3 protein-coding genes are annotated in these 22,931 nt (G+C 70.3%); all 3 read left to right on the forward strand.

Going from position 1 to position 22,931, the window contains the following annotated elements; translation table 11 throughout:
* Genes ACGTN6_RS01830 through ACGTN6_RS01840 form a run of 3 tightly spaced genes read left to right on the forward strand, consistent with a single transcriptional unit; the run spans position 1 to position 22,722 of the window.
* The gene (locus ACGTN6_RS01830; protein ID WP_394589519.1) at positions 1 to 3,153 is read left to right on the forward strand and encodes a non-ribosomal peptide synthetase; all 3,153 of its coding nucleotides are present in this window, start codon (positions 1 to 3) and stop codon (positions 3,151 to 3,153) included.
* Between the two features lie 25 nt (positions 3,154 to 3,178).
* Positions 3,179 to 10,918 (forward strand): amino acid adenylation domain-containing protein, encoded by a 7,740-nt coding sequence (locus tag ACGTN6_RS01835; protein ID WP_394589520.1) that lies wholly within the window; start codon positions 3,179 to 3,181, stop codon positions 10,916 to 10,918.
* The gene (locus ACGTN6_RS01840; protein WP_394589521.1) at positions 10,918 to 22,722 is read left to right on the forward strand and encodes an amino acid adenylation domain-containing protein; all 11,805 of its coding nucleotides are present in this window, start codon (positions 10,918 to 10,920) and stop codon (positions 22,720 to 22,722) included. Before ACGTN6_RS01835 ends, ACGTN6_RS01840 begins: the two co-directional genes overlap by 1 nt.
* Positions 22,723 to 22,931: the final 209 nt, after the last annotated feature.

Genomic DNA, 22,931 nt, shown 5'->3' on the forward strand with positions numbered 1-22,931 from the left:
ATGACCGACACACGGGACCACGAGAGCTGGCCGCTCGGCCCGGAACAGCGCGCCGTGCTGGCCGCGGCCGCGGATAGTGGACAGGACCCGCTGGCCGCGGCGTCGATGCAGATCGAGGTGCTGGAAATCGACCTCGAGGGCGAACTCGATCCGCACCGGCTGGAGCGTGCGCTCGACTACCTCCGGCGCGAGCACGAAGCGCTGCACACCGCGCTGTGCGTGGTGCCCGGGTATCGCGGGCTGCGCCATCAGGCGCTGGCGTCGTGGCCGACGATCGCCTGGCGTCACGCTGACCTGCGCGGGCACCAGGGGATTCGGGCGCTGCTCGATGGGGAGCGTGACGCGCTGCGGCAACGTCCCCTGGCGCTTGAGCAGGGGGAATTGCTGCGCCCGGCACTGCTGCGCACCGGCGACGATCGCTGGGTCGTGATGCTCGCCGTGGCATCGCTGGTCGCGGATAACCACGGCCTGCAGTCGCTGTTCTTGGCATGGGCCGAGCGCTACGACACGGGAGAAGCGGCCGTGGAGGCGCAGGCGCTGCAGTATGCCCAGTTCCTCGACTGGCGGGCCTCGCTCCTCGAGGATGACGACGCCGCCGAGGGCCACGCACACTGGCGCGCCCTGTACGAGCGTGCCGGCGATGCGCCGGCTTTCCATCTGCCGACGCGCCTCGCCGGGACAGGGGATGGCCAGGGCGTTCGCGAGCGCATCGAGATGCCGATCGATGCCGCCTCGTGGGAGCGAGTCGGACGTCTGGCCGAGTCGCTGGAGGTGTCCGAGCCCGCGGTGCTGCAGGCGACGTGGTGGGCGCTGCTCACCCGCATCGGCGGAGACCGGCCCGCGCTGGGCGGTTGGCAGCATGACTGTCGCCATGACTATGCGGTGATGGACGGGGCGATGGGCGTCTTCGACAAGGTGCTGCCGGTGTGGGTCGACCTGTCGACCGACGACGAGCTGTCCGCCTGGATCCAGCGTCTCGCCGAACAATTCGATGCACATACCCAGGCCCAGGAATACTGGCCGTGCGACGCGCCGCACGATGAACGGCACCTGGCGGTGGGATTCGCCTTCACCCGGGGCACCAATGAGTGGGCCGGTGCTGGCGTGACCTGGCGGCGGCGCGAGCGGTCCGGGCCCAGGCATGCCTTCGAGCTGGCGCTGCAGGTCGAGCGCGACGAGCGCGAGGCCATCGCCGCGCTGTATGTCGACCCGTCCTGCTACGGCCGTGCCACGGCGGAGTGCCTGCTGGCGCAGTACCGCACGCTGCTGGACGCCGCGCTCGCGTCGCCTTCCCGGAGCGTCGCGGAGGTCGAACTCGTCACTCGCGAAGAACAGGCCGACCGGGCGGGCGGCTCGTCGCTGAGTCTCGATGTCGGCGAGCGTAGCGTCGCCGAACGCGTCGCCGCCTGGGCCGAAACGACGCCGGACGCCATCGCCCTGACGGAGGGTGGGCGCACCCTGAGTTATGCGGCGCTCGAACGCCGCGTCGCCGCCGTGGCCGAGGGGCTGCGCCGGCAGGGCGTGGCGCCTCACGATCGCGTGGGCCTATGCCTGCCGCCTTCCATCGATCTGGTGGTCCTGCTACTGGCTATCTGGCGCGTCGGCGCCGCCTATCTGCCGCTCGACCCCGGCTGGCCCGAGGCCCGTCGCCGCCGGGTGGTGGAGGATGCCCGTCCGGTGCTGACGGTGGCCCCGACCGGTGAACCGGCCGCGGCGGCGTCGGCGGGAGGGCATGACGTCACCCTGGCGTCGCTCGACGCCGGCGAGGCGTCGGCGGCTTGGCAGCCCCCGGCGCTGCAAGACGTGGCCTATGTGCTCTACACCTCGGGGTCCACCGGCACGCCCAAGGGCGTGGTCATCGAGCACGGCCAACTGCTCAACTACGTGACCGCCGCCTCCCAGGCCATGTCGCTGGCCGAGTGTCGCCGCTGGGCGCTGACCGGCTCGATCGCTACCGATCTGGGCAACACGGCCCTGTTCGGGGCGCTGTTCCACGGTGCCACGCTGGTCGTCGCCGACGCCGAGGACATGGCCGACGGCGAGCACTTCGCGCGTTTTCTCGACGCACACCAGATTGACGCCCTCAAGATGGTGCCATCGCACCTGGCGGCCCTGCTCGAGGGCGACGTCCCCGTCTTGCCCTCGACCCTGGTGCTGGGCGGCGAGGCCGCCAGCGCCGCACTGCTGGCGCGCGTCGCCGAGCTGGCGCCCGAGGCCCGGCTCTACAACCATTACGGACCCACTGAAGCCACGGTGGGCGTGATGGTGCACCGCGCCGCCATGGCCGAGACGGCGCCCATGCCCCTGACCCGGACATTGGCGAACTGCCGCTGTCACGTCCTCGATGATGCCATGCGACCGGTCCCCATCGGGGCGGTGGGGGAACTCTACATCGGCGGCGCCCAACTCGCCCGCGGCTACCTCAACGGCGGCCCCGACGCGGCGTTTCGTGACGATCCCCGGCATCCCGGCCAACGGCTCTATCGCAGTGGCGACGCGGCCTGCGTGCTGCCGGAGGGCGGCATTCGCCTGCTGGGGCGCACCGACGACCAGATCACGCTGCGTGGCTTCCGCATCGAGCCGGCAGAGATCGAAACGGCGCTGTTGGAGGCGGATGGCGTGCGCCAGGCCGTGGTGCGTTCGCTACCGCGCGGCGACGGCGAACGCGAGCTCGTCGCCTTCCTGATGGCCGATCCCGAGACCCGTTCGGCCGACGGCCAGGAGCGCCTGCGCGAGCATCTCGCCGGTCGCTTGCCGGAGCCCATGCGGCCGACGCGCCTGGTGATCGTCGATGCCTTCCCGCGTCTCGCCAACGGCAAGGTCGATGTGACCCGGCTGCCCTCGCTGGGTGCCGATCAGCCCACCTCCCAGGAAAACGGTGCACCGCGCGATGCCCGCGAGGCCGCGATATGCGAGGCCATGGCCGAATTGCTGGGTCGGGACGCCCTGGGCATCGACGACAACTTCTTCGACCTCGGCGGGCACTCGTTGCTGGTGATCAAGCTGGTGGCGCGCTTGCGCAAGCAACTGGATATCGAGATCGCCCCCGGCCTGGTGTTCGACCACCCGAGCGCCGCCGAACTGGCGCAGGCACTGCGCCGCGAAGGGATTGCGCTCGCGGACGCCGCGGAATCGGTATCGACGGCCGAATAGGCTCGCACAGCAAAAGGATGCATCGATGAAAGACGCGAACCCGCAGCGACAGGACGGCCGGGAGCCGGCCGCCATGACGACGGCGGCCTCGGAGGGGCCGCTCTCGTTTTCCCAGCATCAGCTGTGGCTGCTGCAGAGTCTCGAGCCGGACATGACGGCATACAACCTGCCTCGCGTCTGGCGCTTGCAGGGGGAACTGAGTCCCCAGGCGCTGGAACGTGGCCTCCAGGCGGTGATCGCGCGTCACGCCGTGCTGCGCACGCGCTTCGTCGAGCGCGCGGACGGCCCGGTCCAGGTCGTGCTGCCGGAAGTTCCCTTCGTGCTCGATCGGGAGGACCTGTCGGCGCTGTCATCGACCGCGCGTGAGGCGCGGCTCGATGCCTCGATCGATGAGGTCGCGGGGCATGTCTTCGACCTCGGCGCCCCTCCCGCCCTGGTGGCCAGGCTGATCAGGCTGGCGCCACGCGAGCACGTGCTGGTGCTGTGTCTTCACCACATCGTTTCCGATGCCTGGTCTCATCCGATCTTCACCGCAGACCTGGCCGAGGCCTACCGACAGGCATCGCTGGGGACGGCAGAGGTACGCCTGCCGCCCCTGGCCATGTCCTATCTCGACGTGGCGCGCCAGCAGCGCGATACCCAGGCGCGGGGCGGGTTCGACGACAATCTCGACTACTGGAATGGCTATCTCGGGCCCGAGGTGCCAGCGCTCGAGCTGCCCACGGATCGACCCCGGCCGATGGTGCCGGGGTTTGCGGGAGGCAGCGTCTATGGCGCGCTTCCCGCCGAGGTCATGCCCGCCCTGCAGGCGCTGTGCCGTGAGGAGAAGTGCACGCCCTTCATGGTGATGATGGCCGCCTGGCAGGTACTGCTGTTCCGCTACGCCGGACAGTCGTCGTTCGCGGTGGGCGCACCCCACGCCGGCCGGCACAGCGAGGAAGTCATGGAGATGATGGGCTTCTTCGTCTCCTCCCAGGTGTACCGCGCCGAGTTGGCGCCGGACATGACGCCGCTGGACGTCTGCCGTGCGGTGCGGGCCGACGCCATGGCGGCGATGGACCATGCCGACACGCCCTTCGAGTTGCTGCTGCAATCGCGCCCGGAACGGCGCGACCCCGCCCGCCACCCGCTGTTCCAGGTCCGCCTCAACGTACAGATGGGGGGCGCGCCCGACACCGCCGACTGGGGCGGCGTGACGGTAACCGATGAGCAGCGGTTCAAGGACGACGTCGCCAAGTTCGAGCTGTCGCTGGGGTGTCGGATCACGCCCGAGGGCATCGGCTTGCGGCTGGAGTACGATGTGGATCTCTACCTGCCGGACACCGCTCGGCGCCTGCTCGATGGCTACCTGCGCATTCTCGCGGCATTCGCCGACGCCCCCACGCGGCGGCTGGGCGAACTCGAGGTATGGGGCCTCCCGACGCCGCGCGTCGCGAGTCCAGCGCCGGTGGAGCGGGCGTTCGACGCGCCGGTGCCTCGGCTGATCGCCCGAGGGGCCGAACGACACCCCGCACGGACCGCCCTGGTCGACGGTCGGCGCCGTCTCGATTACGCCACCCTCGAGTCGCTCAGCGAGGGGCTGGCGCAGCGCCTGCGCGAGCACGGGGTGGGCCCCGACGTTCGCGTCGGCGTGCACGCCGAGCGTTCCGTCGAGTTCGTCCTGGGCAGTCTGGCGGTGCTCAAGGCCGGCGGCGCCTTCGTGCCGCTCGACCCGCAACTGCCGGATGAACGGCTGGCCTACCAACTGATCGATAGCGGCGCCCGGCTGCTGCTCAGCCACGCGCCACCGGCCTGGCACGGCGAACTGCCGGTCATCGCATTGGACGTGGCGTTGATGGCGTCGCCATCCCCGGCGCCCGCCTGGCCCCTGCCGCATCCCCAGCAGACCGCCTATCTCATCTACACCTCGGGCTCCACCGGCCGACCCAAGGGTGTGGCGGTCAGTCACGCGGCCCTGACCCATTATCTGGACGGAGCGATGGCGGCGCTGGCGCTGCCGGAGGCGGCCCGCAGCATGGCCATGGTCTCGACGGTGGCGGCGGATCTGGGGCACACCGTGTTGTTCGGGGCGCTATGCAGTGGACGCACCCTGCACCTGCCGGCCTCCGACTGCACCTTCGATCCGGAGGCGTTCGCGGCCTACATGCGCAAGCACCGGATCGACGTGCTCAAGATCGTACCCAGCCACCTGCGTGCCTTGTTGAATGCCGGCCAGCCGGCGGACGTGCTGCCTCGGCACCGCCTGGTCCTGGGCGGGGAGGCCACCGATTGGGCGCTGCTCGAGCGGATCGAGACCCTGGCGCCCGAGTGCCGGGTCCTCAATCACTACGGACCGACCGAGACCACGGTCGGGGTGTTGACCCAGGAGGCGCGCCGGGCGGATCGTCGCGCCGCCACGCTGCCGATCGGGACGCCCCTGGCCGGCAGCCAGGCCTGGGTCCTGGATCCCTGGCTCAATCCCGTGCCGCCGGGCATGGCGGGGGAGCTCTACCTGGGCGGCCCCGCCCTGGCGCGAGGGTATCGGCAGCGCCCCGGCCAGACGGCGGAGCGCTTCGTGGCCAGCCCCTTCGTCGCCGGTGAGCGTCTCTATCGCAGCGGCGACAGGGTGCGCCGGTTGGCCGACGACAGCCTGGAGTTCCTCGGCCGCGTGGACGATCAGGTCAAGATCCGGGGGTACCGGGTGGAACTCGCCGAGATCGCCGCCGCGCTGTGCGAGCGACCCGCCGTCAGCGAGGCCGAAGTGATCGCCCGCGACGAGGAGGGGCGCACGCGGCTGCATGCCTATGTGGTCGCCGAGCCGGGGCGCGAGGGCGACATCGACGGCCTCGGCGCGCACCTCGCCGCGGGCCTGCCGGACTACATGGTGCCCGCCTCCATCACGCGTCTGGACGCCTTGCCGCTGAGTGCCACCGGCAAGCTCGACCGTCGGGCGCTGCCCGAGCCGGCCGCCCCCGAACGGCAGGGCGAGGCGACGCCGCAGGGCGAGGTCGAGCGCATGCTGGGGGATCTCTGGGCGGAGGTGCTCGGCTGTGGCCGAGTGGGACGCCACGACAACTTCTTCGAACTGGGCGGGGACTCGATCCTGAGCTTCCAGGTCGTCGCCGGTGCCCGTCGGCGGGGGCTGAGGGTGACGCCCAAGCAACTGATGGAGTGTCAGACACTGGATGCCCTGGCGCGTGTCGCCGAGCCGCTGGCCGCGACGCCATCGGGCGACGTGTCCGAACAGGGCCCCTTCGGGCTGCTGCCCATTCAGCGCTGGTTCTTCGAGCAGGACTTTCCCGATCCACAGCACTGGAACCAGTCGGTGATGCTGGAAGCGCCCGATACCGCCGAGGCGTCGCTGGTACGGCGCGCCGTGGCGGCCGTGGTCGACCATCATGGGGCGCTGCGGTTGCGCTTCGCCCGCGACGGCAAGCACTGGCGGCAGACCGTCGACGGTGCCGGCAACGCCGGGGAGCCGCCGTTCGAGCGCATCGACCTGAGCGAGTCCGTGGATCCGTCGGCGGCCATCACCCGGGCTGCCGATCACGGTCAGCGCAGCCTGAGCCTGCAACGACCGTTCCGTGCCCTGTGGATGGATCTGGGCCGACAGCGCCGCGCCCGGCTGCTGCTCGCCGCCCATCACCTGGTGGTGGATGGCGTGTCCTGGCGAGTGATCCTCGACGATCTGCAGCTGGCCTATCGCCAGTTGCGTGCCGGCCGGGCCATCGAGCTTCCTGCGACGACGACGCCGCTCGACCAGTGGGTGCGTACCCTGGAGGCGCATGCCGGCTCCGCGGCGCTGGAAGCCGAACGGCCCTACTGGGAAGCCATGGTCGGCCGCCACGAGCCCAGCCTGCCGGCCGCCGATGCGCGGGGCGGCAATACCGTGGGCGACGCCGACACCCTAGATTGTGCACTGGACGCCGAGTGTACGGCCCAATTGCTGGGCCCCGTCCATCGGGCCTATCGCACCCGGGTCGAGGACATTCTGCTCACGGCGCTGACCCGCACCCTGTGCGATTGGGGCGAACGCGACAGCGTGCTGGTCGAGCTGGAAGGCCATGGCCGAGAGGACCTGTTCGAGGGCGTCGACCTCAGTCGCAGCGTCGGCTGGTTCACTTCGCTCTACCCCGTGCGCCTGGCGCCGGGCGGCGCGACGCTCGGCGACAGTCTCAAGGGCGTCAAGGAGCAATTGCGGGAGGTGCCCAACAAGGGGCTGGGCTATGGTGTGCTGCGCTATCTAGGCGACGGTCACGAGGTCCTGTCGCGGGGAGCCTATCCGCAGGTCACGTTCAATTACATGGGCCAGTTCGACCAGACCCTGGACGCCGGTTCCGACTGGCGGCTCGCCGGGGAGGACGCCGGTCGGCTGCGGGCCCCTCAAGGGCGGCGGCGCACCTGGTTCGGGATCGGGGCGATCGTCAGGGAAGGGCGTCTGCATCTGCATTGGTCCTTCAGCCGCGAGGTGCATCGGGAAGCGGACGTGCGCCGCCTGCTCGAACGCTTCCGCGAACAGCTGATCGCGCTGATCGACCACTGTCGCGGCGGCGTTCAGGGCGTGACGCCCACCGACTTCCCGCTGGCGTCGCTGAGCCAGGAACGCCTCGATCACCTGCCGCTACCACTCGACGACTTGGCGGACCTGTACCCGTTGTCGCCGATGCAGCAGGGCATGTGGTTCCACAGCCTCTACGACCCCGAGAGCGGCGCCTACCTGAACCAGCTTCGCATGGACATCGAAGGGTTGGATGCCGCGCGCTTCGCGGCCGCCTGGCGGACGGTGCTGGAGCGACACGACATCCTGCGCACGGGCTTCCTGGCGATCGACGAGGTGCCGCTGCAGTGGGTCGCTCGTGAGGTCGAGTTGCCGCTGTTCGAGGCCGACTGGCGCGAACGTCCGGCCAGGAACGACGCGCTCGATGCCCTGGCACGCGAGCAGCGCCAGCCGCTGGATCTCGCCCGGCCGCCATTGATGCGCCTGGCGCTGGTGCGCACCGGCGAGTGCCGTCATCACGTCATCTGGACGCGTCACCATCTGCTGCTGGACGGTTGGAGCACGGCGCAGCTCATGGGCGAGGTGCTGCGGCATTACGACGGACAGGCCCTGCCGGCCCGCACCGGGCGCTATCGGGACTACATCGCCTGGCTGCGCGAGCGGGATACCCTGTCCAGCGAGCGCTACTGGCGCGGCCAGCTCGAACGGTTGGCCGAGCCTACCCGGCTGAGCGCCGCGTTGCCCCGACCCGCCGAGCCGGGCAGCGGCCACGGGAATATCGACGTGACCCTGGAGGCGGACGCCACCTCGCGGCTCGTGGCCTTCGCCCGTGAGGCGCGGGTGACGGTCAACACCCTGGTGCAGGCGGCCTGGACGCTGCTGCTGTCGCGCTTCACCGGCCAGGACACGGTGACCTTCGGGGCGACGGTGGCGGGGCGGCCCGCCGACCTGGCGGGGGCGGATCGCCTGATCGGCCCCTTCATCAACACCGTGCCGGTCATCGCCTCGCCGCGTCCCGAGCAGGAACTGACGGGCTGGCTGCGCGAATTGTTCGCCCACAACCTGGATTCGCGCGAGCACGAACATACGCCGCTGTTCGACATCCAGCGCTGGGCCGGGCAGGGCGGCCAGGGCTTGTTCGACAGCATCCTGGTGTTCGAGAACTATCCCATGGACGAGGCGCTCGAGCGGAACGCCGCGCACGGCTTGACCTTCGGCGAGGTGGCCAATCGCGAGACGACCCATTACGCCCTGACCCTGGTCGTACACCAGGGGGCGACCTTGCACCTGAACTGCGGCTATGCCCGGGACCGGCTAGACGCCGCCACGGCGACGATGCTGGTCGAGCAACTCGAGCACCTGCTGCACCGGTTGCCCGTCGCCGATGGACGGACGCTCGGGGCCATCGTCGCCGCGAGCGCGACGGAGCGTCAGCGTCTCGACCGCTTCAGCCGCAATCTCCAGCGCCATGCCGGCGCCGAGCCGGTGCACCGGACCATCGAGCGCCGGGTGGCGCGCTGCCCCGAGGCCACCGCCCTGGTCTGCGGCGAGCGGACGCTGAGCTACGCCGAGCTCAACGCCCGCGCCAACCGCCTCGCCCATCACCTGATCGCGCTGGGCGTCACGCCCGAGACCCGCGTCGGCCTCGCCGTCGAGCGCTCGGTCGAGATGGTCGTGGGCCTGCTGGGCATCCTCAAGGCCGGCGGCGCCTTCGTGCCGCTGGACCCGGCGTATCCGCGCGAGCGCCTGCGGCACATGATCGAGGACGCCGGCCTTGCCCTGCTGCTGACGCAGCACGCGCTGCGCGAGACGCTGCCCCTCGACGACGCCCAGACGGTGATCGAGCTCGACCGCCTGGTGTTGCCGCAACGGCCCGACGACGACCCCGAGGTGGCGCTGCACGGCGAACACCTGGCCTACGTGATCTATACCTCCGGGTCCACCGGCCAGCCCAAGGGCGCGGCCAACCGTCATGCCGCGCTGGCCAACCGCCTGGCCTGGATGCAGGACGCCTACGGGTTGGCACGGCACGATGCCGTGCTGCAGAAGACCCCGTTCAGCTTCGACGTCTCGGTGTGGGAGTTCTTCTGGCCGCTGATGCAGGGCGCGCGGCTGGTGATGGCCGCCCCCGGCGCCCACCGCGACCCGGCGCGACTGGTCGAGACGATCCGTACCCACGCCATCACCACGCTGCACTTCGTGCCCTCGATGCTGCAGGCCTTCCTGGCCCACGACGGCATCGAAGCGTGCACCAGCCTCACGCGGCTGGTGTGCAGCGGCGAGGCGTTGCCGACGGAACTCCAGGGGCAGGTGTTCGCCCGGCTACCCGATGTCGCGCTGTACAACCTCTACGGGCCGACCGAGGCGGCCATCGACGTCACCCACTGGACCTGCCGTGACGACGGTCGCTCGCCGGTGGCGATTGGCCGGCCGATCGCCGACACCCAGACCTGGGTGCTGGACGCCGACCTCAATCCGGTACCGGTGGGGGTGGCCGGCGAGCTCTACCTGGGCGGTGTCGGCCTGGCGCGGGGCTACCTGCAGCGCCGCGGGCTGACCGCCGAGCGCTTCGTCGCCGACCCGTTCGACGCCGCGGGCGGTCGGCTGTATCGCACCGGCGATCTGGTGCGTTGGCGTGCCGACGGCCAGCTGGAGTACCTGGGCCGGCTCGACCATCAGGTGAAGATCCGCGGCCTGCGCATCGAGCTGGGCGAGATCGACGCCCAGCTGCTGGCCGATCCGAGCGTTCGCGAGGCGGTCACGGTGGCCCAGCCGGGGCCGGGCGGCGACCGCCTGGTGGCCTACGTGGTGCCGCATGACGGCGCCGGCCTCGATGGCGCCGAGCTGCGCGAGCGGCTGGGCCGGTCGTTGCCGGACTACATGGTGCCCGGGGTGGTGGTGACGCTGGCGGCGCTGCCGCTGAGCCCCAACGGCAAGATCGACCGCCAGGCGCTGCCGGCGCCGGAGCTGGCCGGCGAGGCCGAATACGTCGCCCCCGAGGGCGTCACCGAGGAGGCGCTGGCCGCGATCTGGCGCGAGGTGCTGGACGTGGCGCGCGTGGGGCGCCACGACAACTTCTTCGAACTGGGGGGGCACTCGCTGCTCGCCGTGCAGTTGGCGGGGCACGTCCAGAGGGACTGGCACGCCGACCTTTCGGTACAGGACGTCTTCCAGCACCCGACCTTGATGGCGCTGGCGGCCCGCATCGACGCGACACGGCCGGCGACCCCCATCGATCAGTCTCTGGTGGAGATTGATTCCTTCATCGACAGTCTGGACACCGTGTGATGACCAAGTTGGATACTACTCGCATCGCCGAGCGCTTCGCCCAGTTGCCCGCCGAGCAGCGCCGGGCGGTGTATGACAAGATTCGCGCCCAAGGCATGCGCATGGGGCAGTTCCCGATTCTCCCTCGCCCGGCCTCGGACGAGGACGTTCATGCGCTCTCCCCGGCGCAGGCGCGTCAGTGGTTCCTGTGGCAACTCGATCCGGCCAGCACGGCCTACCACATCAGCGGGGCGCTGTCGCTGCGCGGCGAGCTCGACCATGGCGCCGTGGGAGACAGTTTCGCGGCGCTGGTGGCTCGCCATGAGTCGCTGCGCACGGTATTCCGGGACGACGGTGAGGGGCTCGCCGAGCAGGTCATCCTGGCCGAGGGCGAGGTCGACCTTCGTCATGTCGACGTGCGTCGGGCCCCGGCCGGCGAGCGCCAGGCAGGAACCGACGAGGCGATCGGCGAGATCGTCGAGATACCCTTCGATCTCGCCGATGGCCCCCTGCTGCGGGTGGGGCTCATCCAGCGCGACGACGACGATCACTTGCTGGTGGTGGTCATGCACCACATCGTTGCCGATGGTGCCTCGGTGCAGATCATCATGGACGAGTTCGCGACCCTGTACCGTGCGCGTATCGAGGCCGGGGCGCCTCAGCTTCCGGCCCTGGCGATCCAGTACGCGGATTACACCCTGTGGCAGCGTCACTGGCTCGACGCCGGGGAGCAGGAACGCCAGTTGCAATACTGGCAGGCCGAGCTGGGCGGGGAACAGCCGGTACTGCAATTACCGACGGACCGACCTCGCCAGGCCAGCGGTGAGTACCGCGCGGCCCGTCATCGCATCGAATTGCCCGCGGCGCTGGCCGCCGATCTGCGCCGTCGGGCGCAGGATCGAGGCGCCACCCTGTTCATGGCGCTGCTGGCCGGTTTCCAGGCCCTGTTGCATCGCTACAGCGGGCTGTCGGACATCCGTGTCGGCGTGCCGATCGCCAACCGTCACCGGGTCGAGGTCGGCGGCGTCGTCGGCCTGTTCGTCAATACCCAGGTACTGCGCAACCCGCTCCAGGGCCGGCTTGCCCTGGGCGAGGTACTGGACCAGGCCCGGCAGGCGTCGCTGGGCGCTCAGGAGCATCAGGACCTGCCCTTCGAACGCCTGGTGGAGGCCTTGCAGCCCGAACGCAGCCTGAGTCACAGCCCGCTGTTCCAGGTCATGTTCAACCATCAGCGCCAGGATGCGCGCTCGCTGGAGCGCCTGTCGGGCCTGAGCGTCGAACGTTATGCGCTGGGCGAGCGGCGAGCGCAGTTCGAGCTTAGCCTGCACACCGTCGAAGAGGCCGACGGTACCGTTCAGGTCTCGTTCGTCTATGCCGCCGAACTCTTCGATGCGGCGACCATCGAGCGCCTGGCGGGGCATTACCAGGCGCTGCTGCAGGCGCTGGCCACGGCCCCCGATCAGGCATTGAGCGAGGTGGCGTTGATGGGGAGCGACGAGCGCTGCCAGCTCGACCGCTTCAGCCGCAATCCCCAGCGCCATGCCGGCGCCGAGCCGGTGCACCGGACCATCGAGCGCCGGGTAGCGCGCTGCCCCGAGGCCACCGCCCTGGTCTGCGGCGAGCGTACGCTGAGCTACGCCGAGCTCAACGCCCGCGCCAACCGCCTCGCCCATCACCTGATCGCGCTGGGCGTCACGCCCGAGATCCGCGTCGGCCTCGCCGTCGAGCGCTCGGTCGAGATGGTCGTGGGCCTGCTGGGCATCCTCAAGGCCGGCGGCGCCTTCGTGCCACTGGACCCGGCGTATCCGCGCGAGCGCCTGCGGCACATGATCGAGGATGCCGGCCTGGCCCTGCTGCTGACGCAGCACGCGCTGCGCGAGACGCTGCCCCTCGACGACGCCCAGACGGTGATCGAGCTCGACCGCCTGGCGCTGCCGCAACGGCCCGACAACGACCCCGAGGTGGCGCTGCACGGCGAGCACCTGGCCTACGTGATCTATACCTCCGGGTCCACCGGCAAGCCCAAGGGCGCGGCCAACCGCCATGCCGCGCTGGCCAATCGCCTGGCCTGGATGCAGGACGCCTACGGGCTGGCACGGCACGATGCCGTGCTGCAGAAGACCCCGTTCAGCTTCGACGTCTCGGTGTGGGAGTTCTTCTGGCCGCTGATGCAGGGCGCGCGGCTGGTGATGGCCGCCCCCGGCGCCCACCGCGACCCGGCGCGACTGGTCGAGACGATCCGCACCCACGCCATCACCACGCTGCACTTCGTGCCCTCGATGCTGCAGGCCTTCCTGGCCCACGACGGCATCGAAGCGTGCACCAGCCTCACGCGGCTGGTGTGCAGCGGCGAGGCGTTGCCGGCGGAACTCCAGGGGCAGGTGTTCGCCCGGCTGCCCGATGTCGCGCTGTACAACCTCTACGGGCCGACCGAGGCGGCCATCGACGTCACCCACTGGACCTGTCGTGACGACGGTCGCTCGCCGGTGGCGATTGGCCGGCCGATCGCCGACACCCAGACCTGGGTGCTGGACGCCGACCTCAATCCGGTACCGGTGGGGGTGGCCGGCGAGCTCTACCTGGGCGGTGTCGGCCTGGCGCGGGGTTACCTGCAGCGCCGCGGGCTGACCGCCGAGCGCTTCGTCGCCGACCCGTTCGATGCCGCGGGCGGTCGGCTGTATCGCACCGGCGATCGGGTGCGCTGGCGCGCCGACGGCCAGCTGGAGTACCTGGGCCGGCTCGACCATCAGGTGAAGATCCGTGGCCTGCGCATCGAGCTGGGCGAGATCGACGCCCAGCTGCTGGCTGATCCGAGCGTTCGCGAGGCGGTCACGGTGGCCCAGCCGGGGCCGGGCGGCGACCGTCTGGTGGCCTATGTGGTGCCGCACGACGGCGTCGGACTCGATGGCGCCGAGCTGAGTGAGCGGCTGGGCCGGTCGTTGCCGGACTACATGGTGCCCGGGGTGGTGGTGACGCTGGCGGCGCTGCCGCTGAGCCCCAACGGCAAGATCGACCGCAAGGCGCTGCCGGCGCCGGAGCTGGCCGGCGAGGCCGAGTACGTCGCCCCCGAGGGTGCCACCGAAGAGGCGCTGGCCGAGATCTGGAGCGAGGTGCTGGACGTGGCGCGGGTGGGGCGCCACGACAACTTCTTCGAACTAGGGGGCGACTCCATCCTCGGTCTGCAGATCGTCGCGCGCGCGCGACGCGCCGAGCTCAAGATCAGCCCGCAACAACTCTTCGAGCACCAGACCCTGGCCCGACTCGCGATCGCCGCCGAGCCATTGTCGGCCTCCTCACGGGCGCCGGACGGGGAGATCGCGTCGCTGTCATTCTCGTCCACACTGGAGCAGGCGCGTCGCGACGGCCTGCCGGTGCCGCGAGACAATCTGGCGGATCTTTACCCGCTGTCGCCGATGCAGCAGGGCATGTTGTTCCACAGCCTCTATGACGATGCGGGGCACGCCTACCTCAACCAGTTGCGGGTCGATATCGATGGTCTCGATAGCACGCGTTTCGTGGCCGCCTGGCGGGCGGCGCTGGCTCGCCACGATATCCTGCGCACCGGTTTTCTCAACCAGGGTGACGCCCCGTTGCAGTGGGTCGCCCGGGAGGTCGAACTGCCGCTGGTCGAGGTCGACTGGCGGGCACGCGACGACCAGGCTGCAGCGCTCGACGACCTGGCTCGCGACGAGCACCGGCCACTCGACCTGGGGGCGCCGCCGCTGATGCGCCTGGCCCTGGTGTGCACTGGCGAGCGACGCCATCACCTGATCTGGACCTGCCATCACCTGCTGCTCGATGGCTGGAGCAAGTCGCAGCTGCTCGGCGAGGTGCTGCGCCACTACGACGGCCAATCCCTGCCGCCGGTCACCGCTCACTATCGCGACTACATCGCCTGGCTGCAGGACCGCGACAGTGGCGAGGCCTTCTGGCGCGAGCAGGTGGCGCGGGTCGAGGAGCCGACACGCCTGGCCGCGGCGCTGCCACGTCCGGCGGCGCCGGCGGCGGGGCACGGCGAGGTGACCTTGGCCCTGGACGCGGCGGAGTCCGAGCGGCTCGCGAGCTTCGCCCGCCGCCAGCGGGTGACGGTCAACACCCTGGTGCAAGGAGCCTGGGCGCTGGTGCTGTCACGCTACACCGGCCAGCGCACGGTGAGCTTCGGCGCCACGGTGGCCGGGCGACCCGGGGAGCTGGCCGGGGCCGAGCGGATGCTGGGCCTGTTCATCAACACCTTGCCGGTGGTCACCTCACCGCAGCCACATCTGGGTGTCGGCGATTGGTTGCGTGCCCTGCAGCGGCATAATCTCGAAGCCCGTGAATACGAGCATACGCCGCTGTTCGAGATCCAGCGCTGGGCCGACCACGGCGGACAGGGCCTGTTCGACAGCCTGCTGGTGTTCGAGAATTACCCGGTGGATTCGGCCCTGGCCGAGGCGAGTCCCGGCGGCGTGACCTTCGGCAGCGTCGACAACCATGAGGCGACCAATTACTCGATGACCGTGGCGGTCCATCAAGGGAAGACGCTACGCCTGGGCTTCCACTTCGTCCGGGCGGAGCTCGATCGGGACGGCGTCGAGTGGCTCGCGCGACACTGCCAGGGGGCGCTCATGCAGCTGATCGCCTCGGCCGAGCGCCCCCTCGCCGACGTCGACCTGCTCGACGCGGAGGAGCATCGGCGCTTGGCTCCCTGGAGCGACCATGCCCGGTGCTTCGACGATGCCGAGCCGATTCATCGGCTGATTGCCCGACAGGCGACGACGCGCCCGGACGCCGTCGCCGTGGTGGCGAGCGGCGAGCGCCTGAGCTTCGCCGAGTTCGAGGCCCGTGCCAACCGCTTGGCGCACTGGTTGCGTCGTTGGGGCGTGGAGGCCGACGTGCGGGTCGGCGTGGCGCTCGAGCGTGGCGCCGACATGCTGGTGGCCCTGTATGCCGTGCTCAAGGCGGGTGGTGCCTATGTGCCCCTGGACCCGGACTACCCGTCCGAGCGTCTGCACTTCATGCAGGAGGACGCCGGCATTCGCCTGCTGCTCAGCCATGGCGCGGCCCAGGCGCGGGTGCCATGCGTCGAGTCGATCGAGAGGATAGACCTGGACCGCCTGGATGTGTCGCGCGAATCCGCCGAGCCTCCGGCGGTGGCGGTCCACCCGGCGCAGCTCGCCTATCTGATCTATACCTCCGGTTCCACCGGGCGACCCAAGGCCGTAGCGGTGGCCCATGGGGCCTTGTCGATGCACTGTCAGACCATCGCCGCTCGCTATGAGCTGACGCCCGACGACCGCGAATTCCACTTCCTCTCCATCAGCTTTGATGGAGCGCACGAGCGCTGGCTGTCGCCGCTCAGTCAGGGCGCGCGGGTGGTGCTGCGCGACCAGCAGCTGTGGAGTGCGGAGCGGACCTATGACTGCCTGCGCGACGAGGGCATCACTGTGGCGGCCTTCCCGCCGAGCTATCTGCGGCAACTGGCCGACTGGGCGGACCATCGGGGCGCGCCCCCCGGCGTGAAGACGTACTGTTTCGCCGGCGAGGCCTTCGATCGCGACATGCTGCGCCACGCCGTCGCGACCCTGCAGCCCGAGTGGGTGATCAACGGCTATGGCCCGACGGAAACCGTGGTGACGCCCACGCTATGGCGGGTGGCCGCCGGACAGGCGGACTTCACCAGCGCCTACGCACCGATCGGCGAACGGGTGGGCGAACGCCGTGCCTACGTGCTCGACCCCGACCTCAATCGGGTAGCGCCCGGCATGGTGGGTGAGCTGTATCTCGGCGATGGCCTGGCGCGCGGGTATCTGGGCCGGCCGGCCACCACCGCGGAGCGTTTCGTGCCCAACCCGTTCCGCGACGACGGGGCGCGCTTGTACCGCACCGGCGATCGCGTACGCCTCAACGCCGATGACCAACTGGAATACCTGGGGCGTGTCGACCAGCAGATCAAGCTGCGCGGCTTCCGCATCGAGATCGGTGAAGTGGAGGCGGCCCTGGCGGCCTGCGAGGGGGTGGACGAGGCGCTGGCCCAGGTCTGCGAGACCGCGTTGGGTCAGCGTCTCGTGGGCTATGTCACTGGCGCCGAGGCGGAGGGTCAGGCCATCCGCCGGGTCCTGAAGGGACGGCTGCCCGAGTACATGGTGCCGGCGGAGGTCATGGTCCTGTCGGCCCTGCCGCGGTTGCCCAACGGCAAGGTGGATCGCCGCGCGCTGCCGGTGCCCGAGATGGCCGGTGCCGCCGACTACGTCGCCCCCGAAGGGGCGACGGAGATGGCCCTGGCGGCGGTCTGGGGCGAGGTGCTGGGCGTGGCTCGCGTGGGGCGTCATGACAACTTCTTCGAACTGGGCGGCGACTCCATCATCAGCCTGCAGATCGTCTCGCGGCTCCAGTGCGATGGCTGGCGCATCACGCCGCGCCAGCTGTTCGAACGTCAGACGGTGGTGGAGCTTGCCGCGGTAGCCGAGCCGGTGGAAGCGGAGAGCGAGGTTCGCACGCGGCAGGCCGAGGGTGACGTGCCCTTGCTGCCGATCCAGGCCGAGTTCTTCGCCCAGTCCATGCCGGTGCGCCACCACTGGAACCAGGCCGTGTTGCTGCAGTGCCGCGAGGCGCTGGACATCGCCGCCCTGCGCGAGGTCCTGGCCGCCGTCGGGGATCACCATGACAGCCTGCGACTGCGCTACCGCCAGGACGCCGAGGGCCGCTGGCGCCAGAGCTACGCCGCGGTCACGCCGGCCCAGTGGCGGGAGCTCCTGTGGGTGCGTGAGGCCCGCGACCAGGCGCAACTCGAGGCGCTGTGCGACGCCGCCCAGCGCAGCCTGGACCTGGACGAGGGGCCGCTATTGCGCGTCCTGGCCATCGACATGGCCGATGGTAGCCGGCGGTTGCTGCTGGTGGCCCACCACCTGGTGGTGGATGGGGTCTCCTGGCGCATCCTGCTGGAGGACCTGCAGCGGGCCTACCGGCAGGCGCTGGCCGGCGAGGCCATCGCGCTGCCGGCCAAGAGCAGCAGCTACCTGGACTGGGCACGCACGCTCGCGACCTATGCCGACGAGCATGCCGACGAACTGGTCCACTGGCGGGCGCTGTCCGGGGTTCCGACGACGCTGCCCTGTGACGATCCCCGAGGCGCCAACGCCGCGGCGGACCAGACGCGACTCGAGGTGCGCCTGGATGCGGTACGCACCGAGGCGCTGTTGAAGAGCGCCCCGGCGGCCTACCGTACCCAGGTCAACGACCTCTTGCTCACCGCGCTGGGCCAGGCGCTATGCGACTGGACGGGACACCCGCGGATCCTGGTCGATCTGGAAGGGCATGGCCGCGAGGACCTCGACGCTGGCATCGATCTGTCGCGCGCGGTGGGCTGGTTCACCAGCCTGTTCCCGGTGGCCCTCGAGGGTGGCGGCGAGCCGGGCGAGACGCTCAAGCGCACCAAGGAGATGCTGCGTGGCATCCCGCACAAGGGCCTGGGATACGGCATATTCCGGCACCTGGGCAGTGACGCCCAGCGTCAGGCGCTCGACGAACTGCCGCGCGCCCAGGTGGTGTTCAACTATCTGGGCCAGGTCGAGGCCGGTGTCGACGCCGATACGGACTGGAGTCTGGCACGGGAGCGCCCCGGTACAGCGGTGGACGAGGCAGCGCCGCAGCAGCACGAACTGGCGATCAACGGCCAGGTGCGGGATGGTCGCTTGACCCTCGAGGTGCGCTTCAGCGCATCACGCTATCGCCATGACCGGGTCGCGGCCTTCGTGACGCGCTTCCAAGAGGCACTGGAGACCCTGGTGGAGCACTGCCAGCATGGTGCGCGCGGCGTGACGCCCAGCGACTTCCCGCTGGCAACGCTCGGCCAGGCGCGTCTCGATGCCCTGCCGATGCCGCTCGACAACCTGGCGGATCTCTACCCGCTGTCGCCGATGCAGCAGGGCATGCTGTTCCACAGCCTCTACGACGAGGCGGGGCGTGCCTACCTCATCCAGTTGCGGGTCGACATCGACGGCCTCGACGCCGCACGCTTCCAGGCCGCCTGGCGCGCGGTACTGGCCCGTCACGACATCCTGCGCAGCGGCTTCTTCGATCATGAAGCGCCGCCGCTGCAGTGGGTGGCCCGCGAGGTCGAACTGCCGCTGGTCGAGGCCGACTGGCGGCAGCGCGACGACCAGGCCGCGGCGCTCGACGCCCTGGCCCGCGACGAGCATCGGCCACTTGACCTGGGGGCGCCGCCGCTGATGCGCTTGGCCCTGGTGCGCACCGGCGAGCGACACCATCACCTGATCTGGACCTGCCATCACCTGCTGCTCGACGGCTGGAGCAAGTCGCAGTTGCTCGGTGAGGTGCTGCGCCACTACGCCGGCCGATCCCTGCCGCCGGTCACCGCTCACTACCGCGACTACATCGCCTGGCTACAGGGCCGCGACAGTGGCGAGGCCTTCTGGCGCGAGCAGGTGGCGCGGGTCGAGGAGCCGACACGCCTGGCCGCGGCGCTGCCACGTCCAGTGGCGCCGGCGGCGGGGCACGGCGAGGTAACCCTGACTCTGGACGCGGCCGAGACCGCCGCCCTGAGCCGCGTCGCCCGGGAACGGCGCGTGACCCTCAACACCCTGGTGCAGGCGGCCTGGGCGCTGGTGCTGTCGCGCTACACCGGCCAGCGCACGGTGAGCTTCGGCGCCACGGTGGCCGGGCGACCCGGCGACCTGGCCGGGGCCGAGCGGATGCTCGGGTTGTTCATCAATACCTTGCCGGTGATCGTCGACGTCGAACCGGGTCACGCCGTGGGCGACCTCCTGCGCCAGGTTCAAGCCATCAATCTCGCGGTCAGGGAGCACGAGCACACGCCGCTATCGGACATTCAGCGCTGGGCCGGGCACGGCGGCCAGGGGCTGTTCGACAGCCTGCTGGTGTTCGAGAACTATCCGGTGGATGAGGTGCTCACCGAGCAGGGCGACAGTGCGCTGACGTTCCACCATGCCGTGGCGTCGGATGTCACCAACTATCCCCTGGGGGTCGAGGTCCAGGTCGGCGAGACGCTGAGCCTCAAGCTGATCCATCAGCGGCGGCACTTCGACGCCGGTCGGGTGGAGGCCATGGCGCAACAGCTGCTGCGCCTGGTGCAAGCGTTGTCGGGGGACGAAACGCGTGCCCTGCGAGAGATCGACGCCTTGCCCGAGAGCCAGCGTCGTCGGCTGTTCGACCAGGGGCGCGGCCCGCATCGGGACGATGACGTCCGCACGCCGGTGCATCGGTTGATCGAGCGCCACGCCGAGTGGCGTCCCGATACCATGGCGGTGTGCATGGGCGATCGGAGACTGAGCCATGCCGAACTCAACGCGAGGGCCAACCGCCTGGCCGATTACCTGATCGAGCAGGGGGTCGGACCGGAGAGCGTGGTGGGGGTCGCCATGCAGCGCTGCCCCGACGTCATCGTCAGTCTGCTGGCGGTGCTCAAGGCCGGTGGCGCCTATGTGCCCCTGGACCCTGCCTATCCCGCCGAGCGCCTGGCCTTCATGATCGACGACAGCGGCATGTCGCTGCTGCTCACTCAGCGCGCCGTACTGTCGCAATTGCCGCCCCTGGCGCTGCCCACGGTGGCCTGGGACGACCTGGGGCTCGACGGACGGCGGGCGGACAATCCACGCGTCGAGGTGCACGAGCACTCGCTGGCCTACGTGATCTACACGTCGGGGTCCACCGGTACCCCCAAGGGGGTCAGCGTGGCGCATGGTCCCCTGTCGATGCACTGCCGGGCCATCGCCGAGTTGTACGCGATGCCGCCGGAGTCCTGCGAACTGCACTTCATGTCATTTGCCTTCGATGGCGCCCATGAGCGCTGGTTGACGGCGTTGTGCGTCGGTGCCGGCCTGGCCATGCGCGATGAGGCGTTATGGACGCCGGAGCAGGCCCTCCAGGCCCTGGACCGGCATGACGTTCGCAACGTGGCCTTCCCGCCGGCGTACCTCAGTCAAATCGCCGACTGGGCCGGTGACAGCGAGCGGGTGCCCGGTGTCGAGCTCTATGTCTTCGGCGGCGAGGCCATGCCCAAGGCTGCCTATGACAAGGTCCGCCACACCCTGTGCCCCGAGACGCTGATCAACGGCTACGGCCCCACCGAAACGGTGGTGACGCCGCTGTTGTGGAAGACCCCGGCGAGCGAGACCTTCGACGGTCCCTACGCGCCGATCGGCCGCCCGGTGGGCGAGCGTACCCTGTACGTGCTGGATGCCGACCTGCAGCCGCTGCCCCCCGGCGCGACCGGCGAGCTGTACATCGGCGGCTATGGCATGGCCCGTGGGTATCTCGCGCAACCGGGGCTGACCGCCGAGCGCTTCGTCGCCGATCCGTTCGCCGCGGAGGGCGGCCGACTGTATCGCACCGGCGACCTGGTGCGCTGGATGGACGATGGCAACATCGAGTATCGCGGTCGCGCCGATCATCAGGTCAAGATCCGCGGCTTCCGTATCGAGCTGGGGGAAATCGAGGCCAGGGTGCGTGACATAGACGGCGTCGCCGAAGTGGCCGTGATCGCCCGCGACACTGGCAGCGGTCGTCAGTTGGTGGCCTACCTCGTCGCCGCGGCGGGGCATCACGATGCCGAGCTCCTGGACGCAGCACATGCCCACCTCAGGGCGTGTCTGCCGGCCTACATGGTGCCGGCCCACCTGATGGCCTTGCCGGGCCTGCCGACGATGGTCAACGGCAAGCTGGACCGTGCCGTCTTGCCGGCGCCCGATACGGCCCCGGGGCGCCGTCACGTGGCTCCCGCCTCGCCCGAGGCACGCCTGGTGGCGCAGGTCTGGCGGGAGGTGCTGGGCATCGACCGGGTGGGTATCCACGATAACTTCTTCGAGCTGGGCGGGGACTCGCTGCTGTGCTTGCAGGTGGTGTCGCGGTTGCGACGTCTCGGCGAGGCGGCGCCCGACATCGCGTTGCGCGACCTGATGGAGCGGCCGACCATCGACGGCTTGCTGGGAGGCGCATCGGCGGCCCCCGGCCACGGACTGGTGCCGCTCAACGCCGAGTGCCACGACACGGCGCCGCTGTTCTGCGTGCATGCGGTCATGGGCACGGTGTTCGATTATCGGCCGCTCGCTCGACGGCTGCAGGGCGAGCGCACCGTGTATGGTCTGCCCTGCCGGACGCTCGCCGATCCCGGGCACCTCGATACGTCGCTTGAGCAGATGGCGCGGGACTACTGCGAGCTGATTCGAGGCATCCAGCCCCGAGGGCCCTATTACCTGCTGGGCTGGTCGCTGGGCGGCACCCTGGCATCGATGATGGCGGCCCGTTTCGAGGCCGAGGGGCAGGAGGTCGCCTTCCTGGGGCTGGTCGACCCCTTCGTGCCCGACCCCTCGCTGCGCGTGGAGATGGACTGGCGGCGGGACTTCGCCGACTTCGTCGATACGGTCCTGCCCGGAGCGACCCAGGAGGCCCTGGCGGCCGAGGTACCGCTCGATGAAGGCCGGTGTCCCGAGCCGGCGACGCTCGAGGCCGCGCTGGAGGGGCTGGTGTCGGGCCGGCATGCTTCGGGCGAGAAGTCCGCCGGGCTGGGCAGCCGGGAACTGGCTCGGATGTTCCTGGCGGCCAGGCAACTGAAGGCGCTGTCGCTGCGCCTCTCGACGCTGCCGGCGCTGCGTTGTCGCCCCTATGGCTGGTGGGTGGCAGAGCGCCCCCTCGCCGACCGTGAGCGGTTGTCGCAATGGTTGACGCTGGCCGGCGAGGCGCCCTTCGAGGTGGACGCGGACCACTTCGCCATCGCTGGCGATCCCCTGTTCCTGAACCAGGCCGCACCATTGCTGATGTCGCCCCGTGTGCCGCGCCCGGCGCATGGCGAGTCCGCGCTCGCCTGACCGTCTCCCGGCGCCGTGCCCCGCGCGGCGCCGGGACGGCCTTTCCCGCCTTGATGCCCGGCCCCGCTCAGCTACACGCCGAGCGGGGCCGGGCTTTCATGTCCTACGCAATGGCATTTTCCGCCACGCGTCTTTTCGCGTGTCTCGTGTGTTTCGTGCGTCTTGTGTGACGGCCATGCCGAGACGGCGGTGGTGTCATGGGGCCTGGG

This window comes from Halomonas sp. B23F22_20 (assembly GCF_043496985.1).
Lineage (GTDB): Bacteria > Pseudomonadota > Gammaproteobacteria > Pseudomonadales > Halomonadaceae > Halomonas.